The following is a 14765-nucleotide window of genomic DNA, read 5'->3' as shown; positions in this document are numbered from 1 at the left end:
TCCTGCCCTCGCCCTTCGGGCCTCGTGGGCGGCTGAGCGCCGGTGGTCGCTCCCTGTCCTCGCCCTTCGGGCCTCGGGGGGGGGGCTAGCAGGGGCGCTTGCGGAGTTCCATCACGTAGTCGTGGGGGGCGCCTGCGGATTCGGCGGCGTCGGCGATTTCGCCCAGGTAGCGGGCTGAGGGGAGGCCGCCTTCGTAGCCGTTGAGTACGTAGATCCAGGCGGCCTCGTCGCCGTCGAGGGTGTGTACGCGGACCCGCATGCGGCGGTAGATGTCCAGGCCCACGCCTTCCCAGCGGTCCATGGATTCCTCGTCCATCGGCGCGATGTCGTAGAGCGCCACGAAGAGCTGGGAGCGGGGGGCCTCGACGATGGTCGCCAGCGCGCCTTCCCAGCCCATCTGTTCGCCGCCGAAAGTGAGCCGCCAGCCGTTGAGCCAGCCGGTGCCGCGCAGCGGCGAGTGCGGTGCGCGGCGGGACATCAGCCGCGCGTCGAGGTTGCCGGCGTACGCGGCGTAGAGCGACATGGCTCCGAGGGTACGGGAGCGTGGGGCCCGGCTCCTGGTGGCGGAGCTTCGTACCGGGGTATGTGCCGTGCCCGGCCCCCCGCCGGGAAGCGCGCGGCGGCGTGCGGGACAATGGAGTATGTGACTCGGATCGTGATCATCGGTGGCGGACCCGGCGGATACGAGGCGGCCCTGGTGGGCGCCTCTCTCGGCGCGGAGGTGACCGTCGTCGACTGCGACGGTCTGGGCGGGGCGTCGGTGCTGACCGACTGCGTCCCGTCGAAGACTCTGATCGCGACGGCCGAGGTGATGACGACCTTCGATTCGTCGTACGAGGAACTCGGCATCATCGTCGAGGACGGCACGCCGGATCCGGAGCGGCCCGCGCGGGTCGTCGGCGTCGATCTGGGCAAGGTGAACCGACGGGTCAAGCGGCTGGCGCTGGCGCAGTCGCACGACATCACCGCTTCGGTGACGCGGGCCGGCGGGCGGGTCATGCGGGGGCGTGGCCGGCTGGAGCCCGGTCAGTCGCCGGACGGTTCGCGGCGGGTCACGGTGACCGCTGCCGACGGTTCCGAGGAGACGCTGACCGCGGACGCGGTGCTGATCGCCACCGGCGCGCACCCCCGCGAGATCCCGGACGCGCTGCCGGACGGCGAGCGGATCCTGAACTGGACGCAGGTCTACGACCTGGACGAGCTGCCCGAAGAGCTGATCGTGGTCGGATCCGGTGTCACCGGCGCCGAGTTCGCCGGTGCCTACCAGGCGCTCGGCTCCCGGGTCACCCTGGTCTCCTCGCGTGACCGGGTGCTGCCGGGTGAGGACCCGGACGCCGCCGCCGTCCTGGAGGACGTCTTCCGGCGCCGCGGGATGAACGTCATGGCCCGCTCGCGCGCCGCCGCGGTCAAGCGGGTCGGCGACCGCGTCGAGGTGACGCTGGCGGACGGCCGGACGATCTCGGGATCGCACTGCCTGGTGGCCGTCGGCTCCATCCCCAACACCGCGGGCATCGGCCTGGAAGAAGCCGGCGTCCAGCTCAAGGAGTCCGGCCACATCTGGACCGACAAGGTCTCCCGCACCACCGCTCCCGGTGTGTACGCGGCGGGCGACTGCACCGGCGTCTTCGCGCTGGCATCCGTCGCCGCGATGCAGGGCCGGATCGGCATGTACCACTTCCTGGGCGACGCGGTCACCCCGCTGAACCTCAAGACGGTCTCGGCGAACGTCTTCACCGACCCCGAGATCGCCACCGTCGGCTACTCCCAGGCCGACGTCGACAACGGCAAGATCGACGCCCGCGTCGTGAAGCTGCCGCTGCTGCGCAATCCGCGCGCCAAGATGCAGGGCATCAGGGACGGTTTCGTGAAGCTGTTCTGCCGGCCGGGCACCGGCATCGTCGTCGGCGGTGTGGTGGTCTCGCCGCGGGCCAGCGAGCTGATCCACCCGATCTCGATCGCGGTCGACAACAACCTGACGGTCGAGCAGATCGCGAGCGCGTTCACCGTGTACCCCTCGCTGTCCGGCTCGATCGCCGAGGTCGCCCGTCAGCTGCACACCCGTAAGTCGGCGAACGAGTAGGGACGGTGGTGCGCGGGCGGCTGCTTCGGGTGGCGGCCCGCGCCGGCGTACGGCCTCAAGTGCGCGGAGGCGGGTGTCAGTTCCGCATAAGCTCGCCCCATACCACTTTGACGTCCATGGCGTGAACAATTTCCGTTAATTGGTGCAACCTGCTGAAAACAGACGGTCGTTGGCATTACTGTCAGTTTCGTGTTCGCTGCAGAACGTCGCCAATTGATCCTTGAAATGGTGCGCGCGAACGGAGCGGTGTCGCTCCGGGAGCTCGCCCGTGTCGTCCAGACCTCAGAAGTGACCGTACGCCGGGACGTACGCGCGCTGGAGGCAGAAGGACTCCTCGACCGCCGGCACGGTGGTGCGGTCCTGCCGGGTGGGTTCACCCGGGAGTCCGGGCTGCCGCAGAAATCCCATCTATCGACCGCGGAGAAGACGGCCATCGCCGACCTCGCCGCGGGTTTCGTCCAAGAAGGCGAGGCCATCGTCGTCGGCGCCGGGACCACCACCCAGGAGCTGGCCAGGCGGCTCGCTCGGGTGCCGGGGCTGACCGTGGTCACCAACTCCCTGCTCGTCGCACAGGCGTTGGCCCATGCCAACCGCGTCGAGGTCGTGATGACCGGCGGCACCCTGCGCGGATCCAACTACGCCCTGGTCGGCAGCGGTGCCGAGCAGTCGCTCCAGGGGCTGCGGGTGTCCCGTGCCTTCCTCTCGGGCAGCGGGCTGACCGCCGAGCGCGGCCTGTCCACGTCCAACATGCTCTCCGCGAGCGTCGACCGGGCGCTCGTCCAGGCGGCGGGGGAGGTGGTGGTGCTGGCCGACCACACCAAGATCGGCGCCGACACGATGTTCCAGACCGTGCCGACGGAAGTGATCACCCGCCTGGTCACGGACGAGCCGCCGGCCCACGACGACCGCGCGGCAACGGAGTTGCAGGCCCTCGCCGACCAGGGCGTACAGATCGCCGTCGCCGGCAGCACGGGCGCCGGAACGGGTGTGGTGCACCCGGGCCCCGACGGCATCGCGGCGGAGCGCAGGAGCACCCGGAGAGAGGTGCCGCTGCCGGGACAGCGGCGCAACCACCCGCAGGGCGGCGGACCGGCGTCGCCACTGCGCTCGGCCGCGTCCCTGGGCGAGGCGCAGGGACGGGTGGCGGACCTGGCTCCACGGCGCCGCTGAGCCGCCGCGGGAGCCGGGGACGGCCGGGCCGGGGCGGTTGCGTCCCGGCGCCCCGGCAGCGTCCCGCTACGGCTCCTGACGGTCGGCCTTGAGGCCGCTCAGCGTGAGAGTCAGCAGCCGGTCGGCCAGCTTCGGGTCGTCCGGCGACTCCTCGACGGCCAGCGCGATGCCGTTGGTCAGCTGCATCAGATCCGCGATGTTCACATCCGGGCGCACCGCTCCGGCCTGCTGCGCTCGGGCCAGCAGCGCGCCGCCCGCCTCGCGCATCGGCACGCTGCACCGCGCCATCCCCGAACTGTCGTCCGCCGAAGCGGCCATCAGCGCGCGGGACAGGCCGCGGTAGGTGCTGGCGTGGTCGATGATCGCGCGCAGCCATTCGACCAGCGCATGACACGGCTGCGGTGCGTCGGCCAGCTCCCTGGCGTGCGCGAGCAGCGCGTCCACCTCGCTCTGGAACACCGCGCCCATCAGCGACGTACGGTGCGGGAAGTGCCGGTACAGGGTGCCGATGCCGACACCGGCGCGGCGGGCGATGTCCTCAAGCGAGGTGTCCGTGCCGTGCTCGATGAAGGCGGTACGCGCCTCGGCCAGCAGCCGCTCGTAGTTGCGCCGCGCATCGGCCCGCATCGGGCGCACCGCCCCCGCCGCGCCCTGTCCCGCGGTCCGCCGCCCTGCCGTCTCGGTCGCCATCGCCGTCCTTCCTCACCCCGGCCGGTCCCGGCCCGGTGGCTCCAGGATGCCACTGCCCCGGGGAATGGCCGCCCCGCCGGCGGTGGGTGGACGGGCGGCGTACCGGGGCCGAACCGGCGGTGACGCTCCGGCGGCGGGTGGCCGAACACCTCGGCGGGCCGCAACGCCGCCGTGCCAAGAGCCATCAAACCTGGCGCAAAGAGGTCTTCCGGGCCGAAGCCGCGCAGGTTGCCAGGCCCGGGGACCGCAGGCACAGGCCGTGGCACGTCCGCACCCGGACGGCCACGGACACGGGACATCTGAGGAAGACGTCATGGGGCTGACCAGCCGATCGCTGTTGTACGCCGCCGTCGCGGCGGCCGTGGTCTGTGTCGGGCTGAGCTTCTGGCTGTGGCCGCGGTTCGCCGGGCGCAGGCCACTGGCGCTGCTGGGCCGGCTGGTGTCGATCGCCGCCACCCAGCTCGCCCTCGTCGCCGCACTCGGCCTCGCCGTCAACGCCAACTTCCAGTTCTACGGCTCCTGGCACGAACTGCTCGGCCTGTACGACGACGCCCCCGCCGCGGTCGGCAAGTGGGGCGGGAGCGGCGAGGCGGGGCCGGCCGGCGACCCGTCGAAGGGCCTGGTGCAGACGGCGGGCCCGGAGGGCCTGGACAAGGTGCACGGACTGCCGAAGGGGCCGCCCGCGACGCACGGCAGGGTCGAGTCCGTACGGATCGTCGGCAAGCGGACCCGGGTCGTGAACCCGGCGTACGTCTACCTGCCGCCGCAGTACTTCCAGGCCGCCTACGCCCGCCAGCGGTTCCCCGTCGTCGTGGCGCTCAGCGGCTACCCGGGCGGCGTCTACCTGCTGGGCCAGCACCTGCGGCTGCCGCAGACCGCGGGCGGGCTGATCCGCGCGGGACGGATACAGCCGACCGTCATCGTGATGCTGCGGCCCACCGTCGCGCCGCCGCGCGACACCCAGTGCGTGGACGTCCCGGGCGGGCCGCAGGCCGAGACGTTCTTCGCCGATGACGTGCCGGACGCCCTGAAGGCGCACTACCGCGTCGGCCACGACCCGGACGCCTGGGGCGTGCTCGGCTACTCGTCGGGCGGCAGCTGCGCCCTCCAGCTCGCGCTGCGCCACCCCCGTACGTACCCGTCGGCCGCCGCCCTGTCGCCCGACTACAAGGTCACCAACGACCCCACTACAGGCGACCTGTTCGGCGGCGGCAAGGACCGGGTGCGCAGGCGCCAGGAGCACGATCTGGTCTGGCGGCTGCGGCATCTGCCCGTGCCGCAGGTGTCCGTCCTGATCGGCACCAGCCGCTCCGGCGAGAAGAACTACCCGGCGGCGAAGGAGTTCCTGTCCGCGGTCCGCCCGCCGATGCAGGCCGACTCCGTCGTCCTTCCCCACGGCAGCCACAACTTCGCCACCTGGCGGCGCGAACTGCCCGCCGCGCTGCGGTGGATGAGCGGCCGGCTGACGTTCCCCGAGGACGTGGTGGGGGAGTCGTAGGGGGCCGTACGCGGGAGGGCCCCGGCACGCGGTGTGCCGGGGCCCTCCCGAGGGGCTGCGCGGTGTCAGTCCTTGATCTCGCAGATGACGGCGCCGGAGGTGAGGGCGGCGCCGACCTCGGCGGTCAGGCCCTTGATGGTGCCGGCGCGGTGGGCGTTGAGGGGCTGTTCCATCTTCATCGCTTCGAGGACGACGACGAGGTCGCCCTCGGCGACGGTCTGGCCCTCCTCGACAGCGATCTTGACGATGGTGCCCTGCATCGGGGACGCCAGCGCGTCACCGGAGGCGGCGGAGCCGGACTTCTTGGCGGCCTTGCGCTTGGGCTTGGCGCCGCCCGCGACGGCCGCGCGGGCCAGCGGCATCCCGAGCGAGGACGGCAGCGACACCTCCAGGCGCTTGCCGCCGACCTCGACGACGACGGTCTCGCGGGTGTCGGCCTCGGCCTCGTCGGTGCCGGTCGCGGTGAACGCCGGGATGTCGTTGACGAACTCCGTCTCGATCCACCGCGTGTGCACCGTGAACGGCTCGTCGGAGCCGGTGAGTTCGGGGGCGAACGCCGGGTCCTTGACCACCGTGCGGTGGAAGGGAATGGCGGTGGCCATGCCCTCGACGGTGAACTCGCCCAGCGCGCGGGCCGCACGCTGGAGCGCCTCCTGCCGGGTGGCGCCGGTGACGATCAGCTTGGCCAGCAGGGAGTCCCAGGCGGGGCCGATGACGCTGCCGGACTCCACACCCGCATCGAGACGCACACCCGGGCCCGCGGGGCCGTCGAAGCGGGTGACGGTGCCGGGCGCGGGCAGGAAGCCGCGGCCGGGGTCCTCGCCGTTGATGCGGAACTCGAAGGAGTGGCCGCGCCCGGCGGGGTCGTCGTAGCCGAGCTCCTCGCCGTCGGCGATCCGGAACATCTCCCGGACCAGGTCGATGCCGCTGACCTCTTCGGTGACCGGGTGCTCCACCTGGAGGCGGGTGTTGACCTCCAGGAAGGAGATGGTGCCGTCCTGCCCGACGAGGAACTCGCAGGTGCCCGCGCCCTCGTAGCCGGCTTCCTTGAGGATGGCCTTGGACGCCCGGTACAGCTCGGCGTTCTGCGCGTCCGACAGGAACGGCGCGGGAGCCTCCTCCACCAGCTTCTGGTGGCGGCGCTGGAGCGAGCAGTCGCGGGTGGAGACCACGACGACGTTGCCGTGCTTGTCGGCCAGGCACTGCGTCTCGACGTGCCGGGGGCGGTCGAGGTACCGCTCGACGAAGCACTCGCCGCGGCCGAAGGCGGCCACGGCCTCGCGGACCGCCGAGTCGTACAGCTCGGGGACCTCTTCGAGGGTGCGGGCGACCTTCAGGCCACGGCCGCCGCCACCGAAGGCGGCCTTGATCGCGATGGGCAGGCCGTGCTCCTTCGCGAAGGCGACGACCTCGTCCGAGCCGGAGACCGGGTCGGGGGTGCCGGCGACCAGGGGCGCGCCGGCCCGCTGGGCGATGTGCCGGGCCGCGACCTTGTCGCCCAGGTCGCGGATGGCCTGCGGCGGCGGGCCGATCCAGGTCAGGCCCGCGTCCAGGACGGCCTGCGCGAACTCGGCGTTCTCCGAAAGGAAGCCGTATCCGGGGTGAATGGCGTCCGCGCCGGAATCGGCCGCGGCGGCAAGGACCTTGGCGATGTCCAGGTAGCTGGTGGCAGGTGTGTCACCGCCCAAGGCGTAAGCCTCGTCAGCCGCGCGGACGTGCAGAGCGTCCCGGTCGGGATCCGCGTAAACCGCTACGCTCCCGATCCCGGCGTCCTGGCATGCACGGGCAACGCGGACAGCGATTTCGCCACGGTTGGCGATGAGCACCTTGCGCACGTTGGGTCCTTCCTTGGCGCTACGCCGCAACACAATGAACGCAGCGAGTTTAGGGACTGGCGACACCGTGTGCCGACCCGTTCCCGGGGGTGACCTTGCCCACACGGAGAGTGGTACGGGTGCCAGTGGGGACGTAAAGTCCCCCGATATCCCAGGGTAGGCCCGGTTTCAGGGTCTCAGCTTCGCGCCTGGATGTGGTCTAGGTCTCTGCCGGTTCATGTTCAGCGCACCGTCAATTCTTTGTGGAGTCCCTACGAATGGGCGAATGAAACTTTGCGCGTGGCGGGGCGGCCGGGCGGGTGACGGGCGGGGCCGCGGGCGGGTTGGTGCAGAACCCTTGCCGCGGCTATTACCGATTAGTAGCGTGCGCGATGTCTTCTGTACTCGCGGTAACGGGTCTCGTCGGGTCTCCGTGACCGGCGACGGCGTGTTCGGCAGCGGTGTGTTCTCGGCAACAGTGTGCTCGGCGACGGCGGAAGTGGGTGGGCGGGGTGGCGGCGCGCAGACCGGTGGTCCTGGTGGCGGCGGTGGTGCTGGTCCTGGAGGCGTTCGGGATCGTGCTGCTGAACTGGATTCTGAGCATCGTGGTCGACCGGCAGCGGATGTCCCTGGCGGGGCTCGATCCCGGCGCGATGACGGCCGGCGCCTGGGCGGGCGGCGTGGTCTTCGGCCTGTATCTGCTCTTCTGCGCCGGGGTGCTGGTGCGTACCGGGGTGCGCGACCGGGCGCCGGGCGGGTTCGGACGCATCGTGCTGATCAGCTGCGCCGTGGTGCACGCGGTGGTGGGGGCGTTCGCCGTGGGGCTGGTCGGCTGGGTGGCCTTCCTCGCGATGATGGTGGTGCTGGGGCTGGTCGTACTGGCGCTGGTGGCGTACGGGGAGGGGCGGCCGGCGGCCGGCACCGTCGAACCGTGAGCCGGCCGGGCCCGGCGGCGGGTGTCAGGTGGCGGGTGCGACGGCGGCGGTCACCGTGCAGGCGGTGCCCAAGGTGAGGCGACCCGGGCGCAGGACCGAGTACTTGGAGCCCAGGATGACGCCGCCCTTGGGGGTGCGCCGGTAGGTCGCGAGGGTGCGCAGCGGGTCGGGGCCGGCGCGGGTGCCGGTGCGCTGGTCGATGAGGGTGACGGCGCAGCGGACGGCGTGCTTGGTGAACCCCAGTTCCGTGTCGCCGATGGTGATCCGGTGGGCGAGGTCCTCGGTGTGCGGCTCGTCCCAGCCGTCCACGACGATGTTCGGGCGGAACCGGTCCATCGGCACCGGCGTGCCGCCCGCGGCGGTGATGCGGGCGTTGAGCGCGTCGAGGGTGGCGCGGGAGATGAGGTGGACGGCGCTGCTGTCGGCGAAGCCGGACGTGCCGGGGTGCAGGCCGTCGGTGACCCGGTCGTGGTCGGGCGGTACGCGGACCAGCCGGCTGCGGGAGCCGATGACCTCGGACAGCCAGTCGGCCACGGTGCCGCCCTGGTCGATCGCGCGGTAGGGCGTGCCGAACATCTCGACGCCGGTGGGCGCGCCGGTGCGGTCCACGCCGATGTGCAGCGGCTCGATGTCCGGTGCGCGCAGGGTGAGTTGGCGGCCGTCAGGGCTCACCTCGGGGTGGACGGTCGCCAGGACCGGGTCCGTGCGCTGGCTCCGGAAGACGCCGTCGTCCCGGACGACGAGGAAGCTGCGGTCGTGGGCGAGGCCGGCCGGTGTGAGGTCGGCGCCCGCCGACGGGACTCCGGCGCATCCCTTGACGGGGTAGGTGATCAGATCGACGACTCTGGCCATGGCGGCAGCATATGCCGCCATGTCGATCTCGGTGTGCGGATGGGGAGTTCGGGTGGCCGGGCGCCCCGGGTGCGGCTCAGGTCCACAGGTCGGTGATCGCGCATCCCAGGTCGGCCAGCAGGCGGCGGAGCAGCGGCAGGGACAGGCCGATGACGTTGCCGGGGTCGCCGTCGATGCCGTCGATGAAGGGGGCGGAGCGGCCGTCGAGGGTGAACGCCCCGGCGACGAAGAGGGGTTCGCCGCTCTCGACGTACGCGGCGATCTCGGCGTCGCTGGGCTCGCCGAAGCGGACCGTGGTCGAGGCGGTGGCGGAGACCTGGCGGCCGTCCGCGGTGTCGATGACGCAGTGCCCGGTGCGCAGGATGCCGGAACGGCCGCGCATGGACTTCCAGCGGGCGGTGGCGTCCTCGGCGTCGGCCGGCTTGCCGAGCGCCCGGCCGTCCAGTTCGAGTACCGAGTCGCAGCCGACGACCAGCGCGCCGTCCGCCTCCGGGCGGGCGGCGACGGCCGCCGCCTTCGCCTCCGCCAGGACCCGCGCGAGATCGCCAGGGGTGGCGGCGGTGAGCGCGTCCTCGTCGACGCCGCTGACGATCACCTCGGGCGCCAGACCTGCCTGCCGCAGCAGGGCCAGGCGGGCGGGGGACTGGGAGGCGAGGACGAGACGGCGGGACTGCGGTGCTTCGGTCATGCCCGCCATCGTACGGAGCCGGACGGACGGGCGGGCACGCCTGTGGACAACTCGGGCCCGCCCGCCGCACCTGCTACTTCTTCAGCACCGCTTCCATGACGGACTTGGCGATCGGGCCGCCCAGCTTGCCACCGGCGATCTCCGAGCGCGGGATGTTCATGTCCTTGGGGTCGACGAAGACCGCGACGGCCACCGGGGACGAGCCGTCGCTCTGCTTGGCGTAGGAGACGAACCAGGCGTACGGGCGCTCGTCGCCGACATCGGCGCCGTGCTGGGCGGTGCCGGTCTTGCCGCCGACGGTCACGCCGTCGATCTGCGCCTTCTTCGCGGTGCCGTCCGATGCGGTGTACTCCATCATCTCCTGCACCTTCTTCGCGGTCTCCACGGAGACGGCCTGTGGGTCCTTCGGGTGCAGCGGCACCGGGTCGAACTTCTCGATGGTGGACAGGTCGGGGCCGCGCAGCTCGTCGACCATGAACGGCTTCATGACCTTGCCGTTGTTGGCGAGGCCCGCGGTGATCACCGCCATCTGGAGCGGGGTGCTGGTCAGGCTGCCCTGGCCCATGCCGGTGAGCGCGGTCTGCGGCTGGTCGAGCTTCTGGGGGTAGCCGCTGGCCGCGGACCGTACGGGCGTGAAGAACTCCTTGTTGAAGCCGAACTTCTCCGCCGTCTCGCGCATCTTGTCGGTGCCCAGCTTGTGGGCGGCGTCCAGGAAGACGTTGTTGCACGACCACTGCATGCCGGTCTTCATGGAGACCTTGTCGCAGAGGGAGTTGGGGACGTCGTTGCCGACCGAGGTGTGCGTCTGGGGGAGGGTGTACGGGGCGGGGGCGCCCGAGGGGGCGTTGATGTCGGTGACCGCGCCGTGCTCCAGGGCGGCGGCTGCGGTGAGGATCTTGAAGGTCGAGCCGGGCGGGTAGATCTCGCGCAGCGCGCGGTTGCTCATCGGCTTGTCCTTGTCGTGGTCGAGCGCCACGAACTTCTTGCCCTCGGCCAGCGAGATGCCGGAGAAGTCGGACGGGTCGTACGACGGGGTGCTGGCCATCGCGAGGATCTTGCCGCTGCGCGGGTCGATGGCGACCACGGCGCCGCGGGCGTGCAGGTCGGTCAGCCCCTTGTAGGCGGCCTTCTGGGCCTTCTCGTTGATCGTCGTGATGACGTCGCCGCCGCGCGGCTTCTTGCCGGTCAGCATGTCCTGGGCGCGGCGCAGGAAGAACCGGTCGTCCTTGCCGTTGAGCACGTCCTGGTAGACGCCCTCCAGGAAGGTGGAGCTCTGGGCCTGCGAGGCGTAGCCGGTGATCGGCGCGTACATCGGACCGTCCTTGAAGGTCACCTTGTACTTGAAGTCGCCCCCGGTCTCCACGGATCCGGTGATCGGCTTGCCGCCGACGATGATGTTGCCGCGCGGGTAGGAGAACGCCTCGATCTTGACCCGCCGGTTGTTGTCGTCCTTCGCCAGGGAATCGGCCTGCACGAACTGGACCCAGGTCGCGCGGGCGAGCAGGGCGAGGACGAGCACCCCGCAGAAGACGGCTATGTGCCTCAGCGGCCGGTTCATCGATCTCCCACTCCGTTGCGCCCGTAGGCGGCGCGCCCCCCGGTGCCACCCGCCGAATTGTCTGCTCAAGAGAGAAAGAGGCGATTGCGGGTGATGCGGTTGCAGGTCCGCGGGGAATGTGAGGTGTACCGCCCACCGCCGTACGGCGGTTCAGGACGGGAGGGCGGGGGGCGACCCCGGAGCGTCACCGTCCTACGACGAGGAACATCAGCACCACTGCCGCGGTGGCCACCACGATGCCCAGCCGACGGAGCTGTGCCTGCGCGTCGCGCAGCTCCTCGGGAGGCTCGTCGGGCGGATCTGACCACAGCATGTCATCGATCCTGCGCCTGTCGCGGCGACGGCGCCTGAGTACGCGTACTCAGGCGCCGTCGCGCGCGGAACCATCCGGTGCACTATGCACCCATCTGACCGGCGGAAACTCCCCGGCTGCGATACGCGTCACACTCCGTGAGCGCGGGGCCGGTGCGGGCCCGTCCCGGGTGCCTCAGCGCGGCCAGTAGCTGGTGCGCCAGGACCGCGGGCCCGGATGCGGCAGCCGGCGGGACGGAATCGTGGACGCCGGATCGGACCACTCGGTGCCCGTGCAGCCCTCGTCGGGTGCCGTCCCGGCGGCGGTGGCAGCCGCCGTGGCCTGCACCACCGCGAGCGCGGCGGCCAGTTCCTCGGGTGTGGGGTTGCCCCGTACGACCTTGAACATCGACCGACCTCCTAGAGCGGAATGTTGCCGTGCTTCTTCGGCGGCAGCGCCTCACGCTTGTTCCGCAGCGTGCGCAGCCCGCGGACGATGTGCCTGCGGGTCTCCGACGGCATGATCACCGCGTCGACGTAGCCGCGCTCGGCAGCGACGTACGGGTTCAGCAGGGTGTCCTCGTACTCCTGGATCAGCTCCTGGCGCCGGTCCTCCAGGGCCGCCGGCTCCTCGATCGCGGCGAGCGTGCGGCGGTGCAGGATGTTGACCGCGCCCTGCGCGCCCATGACGGCGATCTGGGCGGTCGGCCAGGCGAGGTTGAGGTCGGCGCCCAGGTGCTTGGAGCCCATGACGTCGTACGCGCCGCCGAACGCCTTCCGGGTGATCACCGTGATCAGCGGCACCGTCGCCTCCGCGTACGCGAAGATCAGCTTGGCGCCGCGGCGGATGATCCCGTCGTACTCCTGGTCCGTGCCGGGCAGGAAGCCGGGCACGTCCACGAACGTCAGCACCGGGATGTTGTACGCGTCGCAGGTGCGCACGAACCGCGCGGCCTTCTCGCTCGCCTTGATGTCCAGGCAGCCGGCGTACTGCATCGGCTGGTTGGCGACGACACCCACCGAATGCCCCTCGACCCGGCCGAAACCGGTCAGGATGTTCGGCGCGAACAGGGCCTGCGTCTCCAGGAATTCGTTGTCGTCCAGGACGTGCTCGATCGCGGTGTGCATGTCGTAGGGCTGGTTCGCCGAGTCCGGGATCAGCGTGTCCAGCTCGCGGTCGAAGTCCGAGGTCTCCAGGTCGGCCTCCTCGGGGAAGGCCGGCGGCTCGGAGAGGTTGTTGGACGGCAGGTAGGACAGCAGCGCCTTGACGTACTCGATGGCGTCCTTCTCGTCGCCCGCCATGTGGTGCGCCACACCCGACGTGGTGTTGTGCGTCCGGGCGCCGCCCAGCTCCTCGAAGCCCACGTCCTCACCGGTGACGGTCTTGATGACGTCGGGCCCGGTGATGAACATGTGCGAGGTCTGGTCGACCATCACCGTGAAGTCGGTGATCGCGGGCGAGTACACCGCACCGCCCGCGCACGGCCCGACGATCAGCGAGATCTGCGGCACCACACCCGACGCGTGCACATTGCGCCGGAAGATCTCCGCGAACAGCCCGAGGGCGGCGACACCTTCCTGGATCCGCGCCCCGCCGCCGTCGTTGATGCCGACGACCGGGCAGCCGTTCTTCAGCGCGAAGTCCATCACCTTGACGATCTTCTCGCCGTAGACCTCGCCCAGCGAACCGCCGAAGATGGTGAAGTCCTGGGAATAGACACAGATCGGCCGGCCGTCGACGGTGCCGTATCCGGTCACGACACCGTCGCCGTACGGCCGGTTCTTCTCGATGCCGAAATTCGTCGACCGATGACGCGCGAACTCGTCGAGCTCGACGAACGAGCCCTCGTCGAGCAGCAGGTCGATGCGCTCACGCGCGGTCAACTTGCCCTTCGCGTGCTGCTTTTCCACGGCGCGTGCCGAACCGGCATGGGTGGCTTCGTCGATCCGCCGCTGCAGATCCGCCAGTTTGCCCGCGGTGGTGTGGATGTGTGCTTCCGGCTCGGACATCGGGATGCGGCTCCTGCTCGTCCTGGACTGGTGCTCGTACTGAGGCTGGTACGGGGTGGGCTACCGGTTCGTAGCGTATCGGCGGGACTGCTCTGCGGCACTGCGTCGTTGACCACACCTAGGCTGGTGTCATGACCCCTCAACCACCGGAAAACCCGGACAAAGACCGCCACTCCGCGAAGCCCGCGGACGGCCCCGGAACTCCGGGCCAGGACTCGGAAGGTCCCGCGGCCGGCCGGTGGACCGACCTGGAACGCCCCCCGCTGAACGCCCAGGCGCTCCGCAGGGCCCTGCTGCGTCCCGGATCCCTGTGGACCTCGCTCGACGTGGTCACCGCCACCGGCTCCACCAACAGCGACCTCGCCGCACGGGCCGCCGAAGGCGCTCCGGAAGGCGCCGTACTCGTCGCCGAGGAACAGTCCGCAGCCCGCGGACGCCTGGACCGCCGCTGGTCGGCGCCGCCCCGCTCCGGCCTCTTCTTCTCCCTCTACCTCACCCCGCGCGTCCCACCGGCCCGCTGGGGCTGGCTGCCACTGCTGGCCGGCGTCGCCACCGCCGCCGCCCTCTCCCGTACCGCCGGCGTGGACACCGCACTCAAGTGGCCCAACGACCTGCTCCTGACCGTGGACGGCGCGGAACGCAAGGCCGGCGGCATCCTCGCCGAGCGAGCCGGCGAAGGCGTCGTCATCGGCATCGGCCTCAACGTCTCGCTGCGCGCCGACGAACTGCCCGTCCCCACCGCAGGATCCCTGACCCTGGCAGGCGCCAAGGGAACCGACCGCGACCCCATCCTGCGGGCCGTCCTGCGCTCCCTGGAGGACTGGTACGGCGCCTGGCAGGCGGCCGACGGCGACCCGGTCGCCTGCCGCCTCCAGGAGACGTACGCGGCAGGCTGCGCCACCCTGGGCCGCGAGGTCCGCGCCGAACTCCCCGGCGACACCGCGCTCACCGGCGAAGCGGTGGCCATCGACGGAGACGGCTGCCTGATCCTGGCCACCCCCGAAGGCATCCAGCAGCCGGTGGCCGCCGGCGACATCATCCACCTACGCCCCTCAGGGACGGACACGGAAAACCGAAGGACGTAGCCCTCGGGCAGTTCCCCGCGATGCCCGAAGGGCGAGGGCAGAGAGCGCCCACCGTCCCGCACACGCCCACGAGGCCCGAAGGACGAGGGCAGGG

At 71.3% G+C, this 14765-nt stretch carries 14 protein-coding genes; 5 read left to right on the top strand and 9 right to left on the bottom strand.

The window, feature by feature from the left end:
• Window positions 1-85 precede the first annotated feature (85 nt).
• Window positions 86-523, bottom strand: a complete 438-nt coding sequence (locus ACIBK8_RS35595; protein WP_399046815.1) for a gamma-glutamylcyclotransferase — start codon at window positions 521-523, stop codon at window positions 86-88.
• Between the two features lie 111 nt (window positions 524-634).
• Between ACIBK8_RS35595 and ACIBK8_RS35590 the strand changes: the two genes are divergently transcribed.
• Together ACIBK8_RS35590 and ACIBK8_RS35585 are read left to right on the top strand one after the other, a co-directional pair.
• Window positions 635-2080 carry an NAD(P)H-quinone dehydrogenase gene (locus tag ACIBK8_RS35590; RefSeq protein ID WP_399046814.1) on the top strand — a complete coding sequence of 482 codons (1446 nt, stop codon included), beginning with the start codon at window positions 635-637 and terminating at the stop codon, window positions 2078-2080.
• 189 nt (window positions 2081-2269) lie between these two features.
• Window positions 2270-3250: a DeoR/GlpR family DNA-binding transcription regulator gene (locus ACIBK8_RS35585; RefSeq protein WP_399046812.1), complete on the top strand. Its 981-nt coding sequence runs from the start codon at window positions 2270-2272 to the stop codon at window positions 3248-3250.
• 66 nt (window positions 3251-3316) lie between these two features.
• On the opposite strand, the gene ACIBK8_RS35580 is transcribed toward ACIBK8_RS35585, so the two are convergent.
• The gene (locus ACIBK8_RS35580) at window positions 3317-3940 is read right to left on the bottom strand and encodes a TetR/AcrR family transcriptional regulator (RefSeq protein WP_399046810.1); all 624 of its coding nucleotides are present in this window, start codon (window positions 3938-3940) and stop codon (window positions 3317-3319) included.
• Between the two features lie 313 nt (window positions 3941-4253).
• Here ACIBK8_RS35580 and ACIBK8_RS35575 point away from each other — a divergent pair, with 313 nt between their 5' ends.
• Entirely contained in the window at window positions 4254-5438 is a 1185-nt protein-coding gene (locus tag ACIBK8_RS35575) for an alpha/beta hydrolase (RefSeq protein WP_399046808.1), read from the top strand.
• A 65-nt stretch (window positions 5439-5503) separates the two neighbouring features.
• Here the strand turns inward: ACIBK8_RS35575 and ACIBK8_RS35570 are convergent, their stop codons facing one another.
• Window positions 5504-7273: an acetyl/propionyl/methylcrotonyl-CoA carboxylase subunit alpha gene (locus tag ACIBK8_RS35570; RefSeq protein WP_399046806.1), complete on the bottom strand. Its 1770-nt coding sequence runs from the start codon at window positions 7271-7273 to the stop codon at window positions 5504-5506.
• A 482-nt stretch (window positions 7274-7755) separates the two neighbouring features.
• On the opposite strand from ACIBK8_RS35570, the gene ACIBK8_RS35565 reads away from it, so the two are divergent.
• Window positions 7756-8187 carry a hypothetical protein gene (locus ACIBK8_RS35565; protein ID WP_399046805.1) on the top strand — a complete coding sequence of 144 codons (432 nt, stop codon included), beginning with the start codon at window positions 7756-7758 and terminating at the stop codon, window positions 8185-8187.
• A 24-nt stretch (window positions 8188-8211) separates the two neighbouring features.
• On the opposite strand, the gene ACIBK8_RS35560 is transcribed toward ACIBK8_RS35565, so the two are convergent.
• From ACIBK8_RS35560 to ACIBK8_RS35535, 6 genes are all read right to left on the bottom strand, one after another.
• The gene (locus ACIBK8_RS35560; RefSeq protein WP_399046803.1) at window positions 8212-9039 is read right to left on the bottom strand and encodes an MOSC domain-containing protein; all 828 of its coding nucleotides are present in this window, start codon (window positions 9037-9039) and stop codon (window positions 8212-8214) included.
• Between the two features lie 76 nt (window positions 9040-9115).
• Entirely contained in the window at window positions 9116-9727 is a 612-nt protein-coding gene (locus ACIBK8_RS35555; protein ID WP_399046801.1) for a nucleoside triphosphate pyrophosphatase, read from the bottom strand.
• A 73-nt stretch (window positions 9728-9800) separates the two neighbouring features.
• Window positions 9801-11285, bottom strand: a complete 1485-nt coding sequence (locus ACIBK8_RS35550; protein WP_399046799.1) for a peptidoglycan D,D-transpeptidase FtsI family protein — start codon at window positions 11283-11285, stop codon at window positions 9801-9803.
• A 184-nt stretch (window positions 11286-11469) separates the two neighbouring features.
• Window positions 11470-11598: a morphogenic membrane protein MmpB gene (gene mmpB, locus ACIBK8_RS35545; RefSeq protein ID WP_399046797.1), complete on the bottom strand. Its 129-nt coding sequence runs from the start codon at window positions 11596-11598 to the stop codon at window positions 11470-11472.
• A gap of 174 nt (window positions 11599-11772) precedes the next feature.
• Window positions 11773-11985, bottom strand: a complete 213-nt coding sequence (locus ACIBK8_RS35540) for an acyl-CoA carboxylase epsilon subunit (protein ID WP_399046795.1) — start codon at window positions 11983-11985, stop codon at window positions 11773-11775.
• Between the two features lie 11 nt (window positions 11986-11996).
• Window positions 11997-13586, bottom strand: coding sequence for an acyl-CoA carboxylase subunit beta (locus tag ACIBK8_RS35535; RefSeq protein ID WP_399046793.1), 1590 nt, complete (start codon window positions 13584-13586; stop codon window positions 11997-11999).
• A gap of 131 nt (window positions 13587-13717) precedes the next feature.
• On the opposite strand from ACIBK8_RS35535, the gene ACIBK8_RS35530 reads away from it, so the two are divergent.
• Window positions 13718-14671 carry a biotin--[acetyl-CoA-carboxylase] ligase gene (locus ACIBK8_RS35530; RefSeq protein ID WP_399046791.1) on the top strand — a complete coding sequence of 318 codons (954 nt, stop codon included), beginning with the start codon at window positions 13718-13720 and terminating at the stop codon, window positions 14669-14671.
• Window positions 14672-14765 lie beyond the last annotated feature (94 nt).

Source organism: Streptomyces sp. NPDC050161, from assembly GCF_044460025.1.
Taxonomy (GTDB): Bacteria; Actinomycetota; Actinomycetes; order Streptomycetales; family Streptomycetaceae; genus Streptomyces.
Note: the sequence above shows the minus strand (reverse complement) of the source record. Positions and strands in the feature narration are given on the sequence as shown.

What these genes read in the sequence shown, in the direction of transcription:
- ACIBK8_RS35595 (WP_399046815.1), bottom strand. Translation starts at nt 523, where the DNA reads ATGTCGCTCTACGCCGCGTACGCCGGCAACCTCGACGCGCGGCTGATG.
- ACIBK8_RS35590 (WP_399046814.1), top strand. Translation starts at nt 635, where the DNA reads ATGGAGTATGTGACTCGGATCGTGATCATCGGTGGCGGACCCGGCGGA.
- ACIBK8_RS35580 (WP_399046810.1), bottom strand. Translation starts at nt 3,940, where the DNA reads ATGGCGACCGAGACGGCAGGGCGGCGGACCGCGGGACAGGGCGCGGCG.
- ACIBK8_RS35575 (WP_399046808.1), top strand. Translation starts at nt 4,254, where the DNA reads ATGGGGCTGACCAGCCGATCGCTGTTGTACGCCGCCGTCGCGGCGGCC.
- ACIBK8_RS35560 (WP_399046803.1), bottom strand. Translation starts at nt 9,039, where the DNA reads ATGGCCAGAGTCGTCGATCTGATCACCTACCCCGTCAAGGGATGCGCC.
- ACIBK8_RS35555 (WP_399046801.1), bottom strand. Translation starts at nt 9,727, where the DNA reads ATGACCGAAGCACCGCAGTCCCGCCGTCTCGTCCTCGCCTCCCAGTCC.
- ACIBK8_RS35550 (WP_399046799.1), bottom strand. Translation starts at nt 11,285, where the DNA reads ATGAACCGGCCGCTGAGGCACATAGCCGTCTTCTGCGGGGTGCTCGTC.
- mmpB (WP_399046797.1), bottom strand. Translation starts at nt 11,598, where the DNA reads ATGCTGTGGTCAGATCCGCCCGACGAGCCTCCCGAGGAGCTGCGCGAC.
- ACIBK8_RS35540 (WP_399046795.1), bottom strand. Translation starts at nt 11,985, where the DNA reads ATGTTCAAGGTCGTACGGGGCAACCCCACACCCGAGGAACTGGCCGCC.
- ACIBK8_RS35535 (WP_399046793.1), bottom strand. Translation starts at nt 13,586, where the DNA reads ATGTCCGAGCCGGAAGCACACATCCACACCACCGCGGGCAAACTGGCG.
- ACIBK8_RS35530 (WP_399046791.1), top strand. Translation starts at nt 13,718, where the DNA reads ATGACCCCTCAACCACCGGAAAACCCGGACAAAGACCGCCACTCCGCG.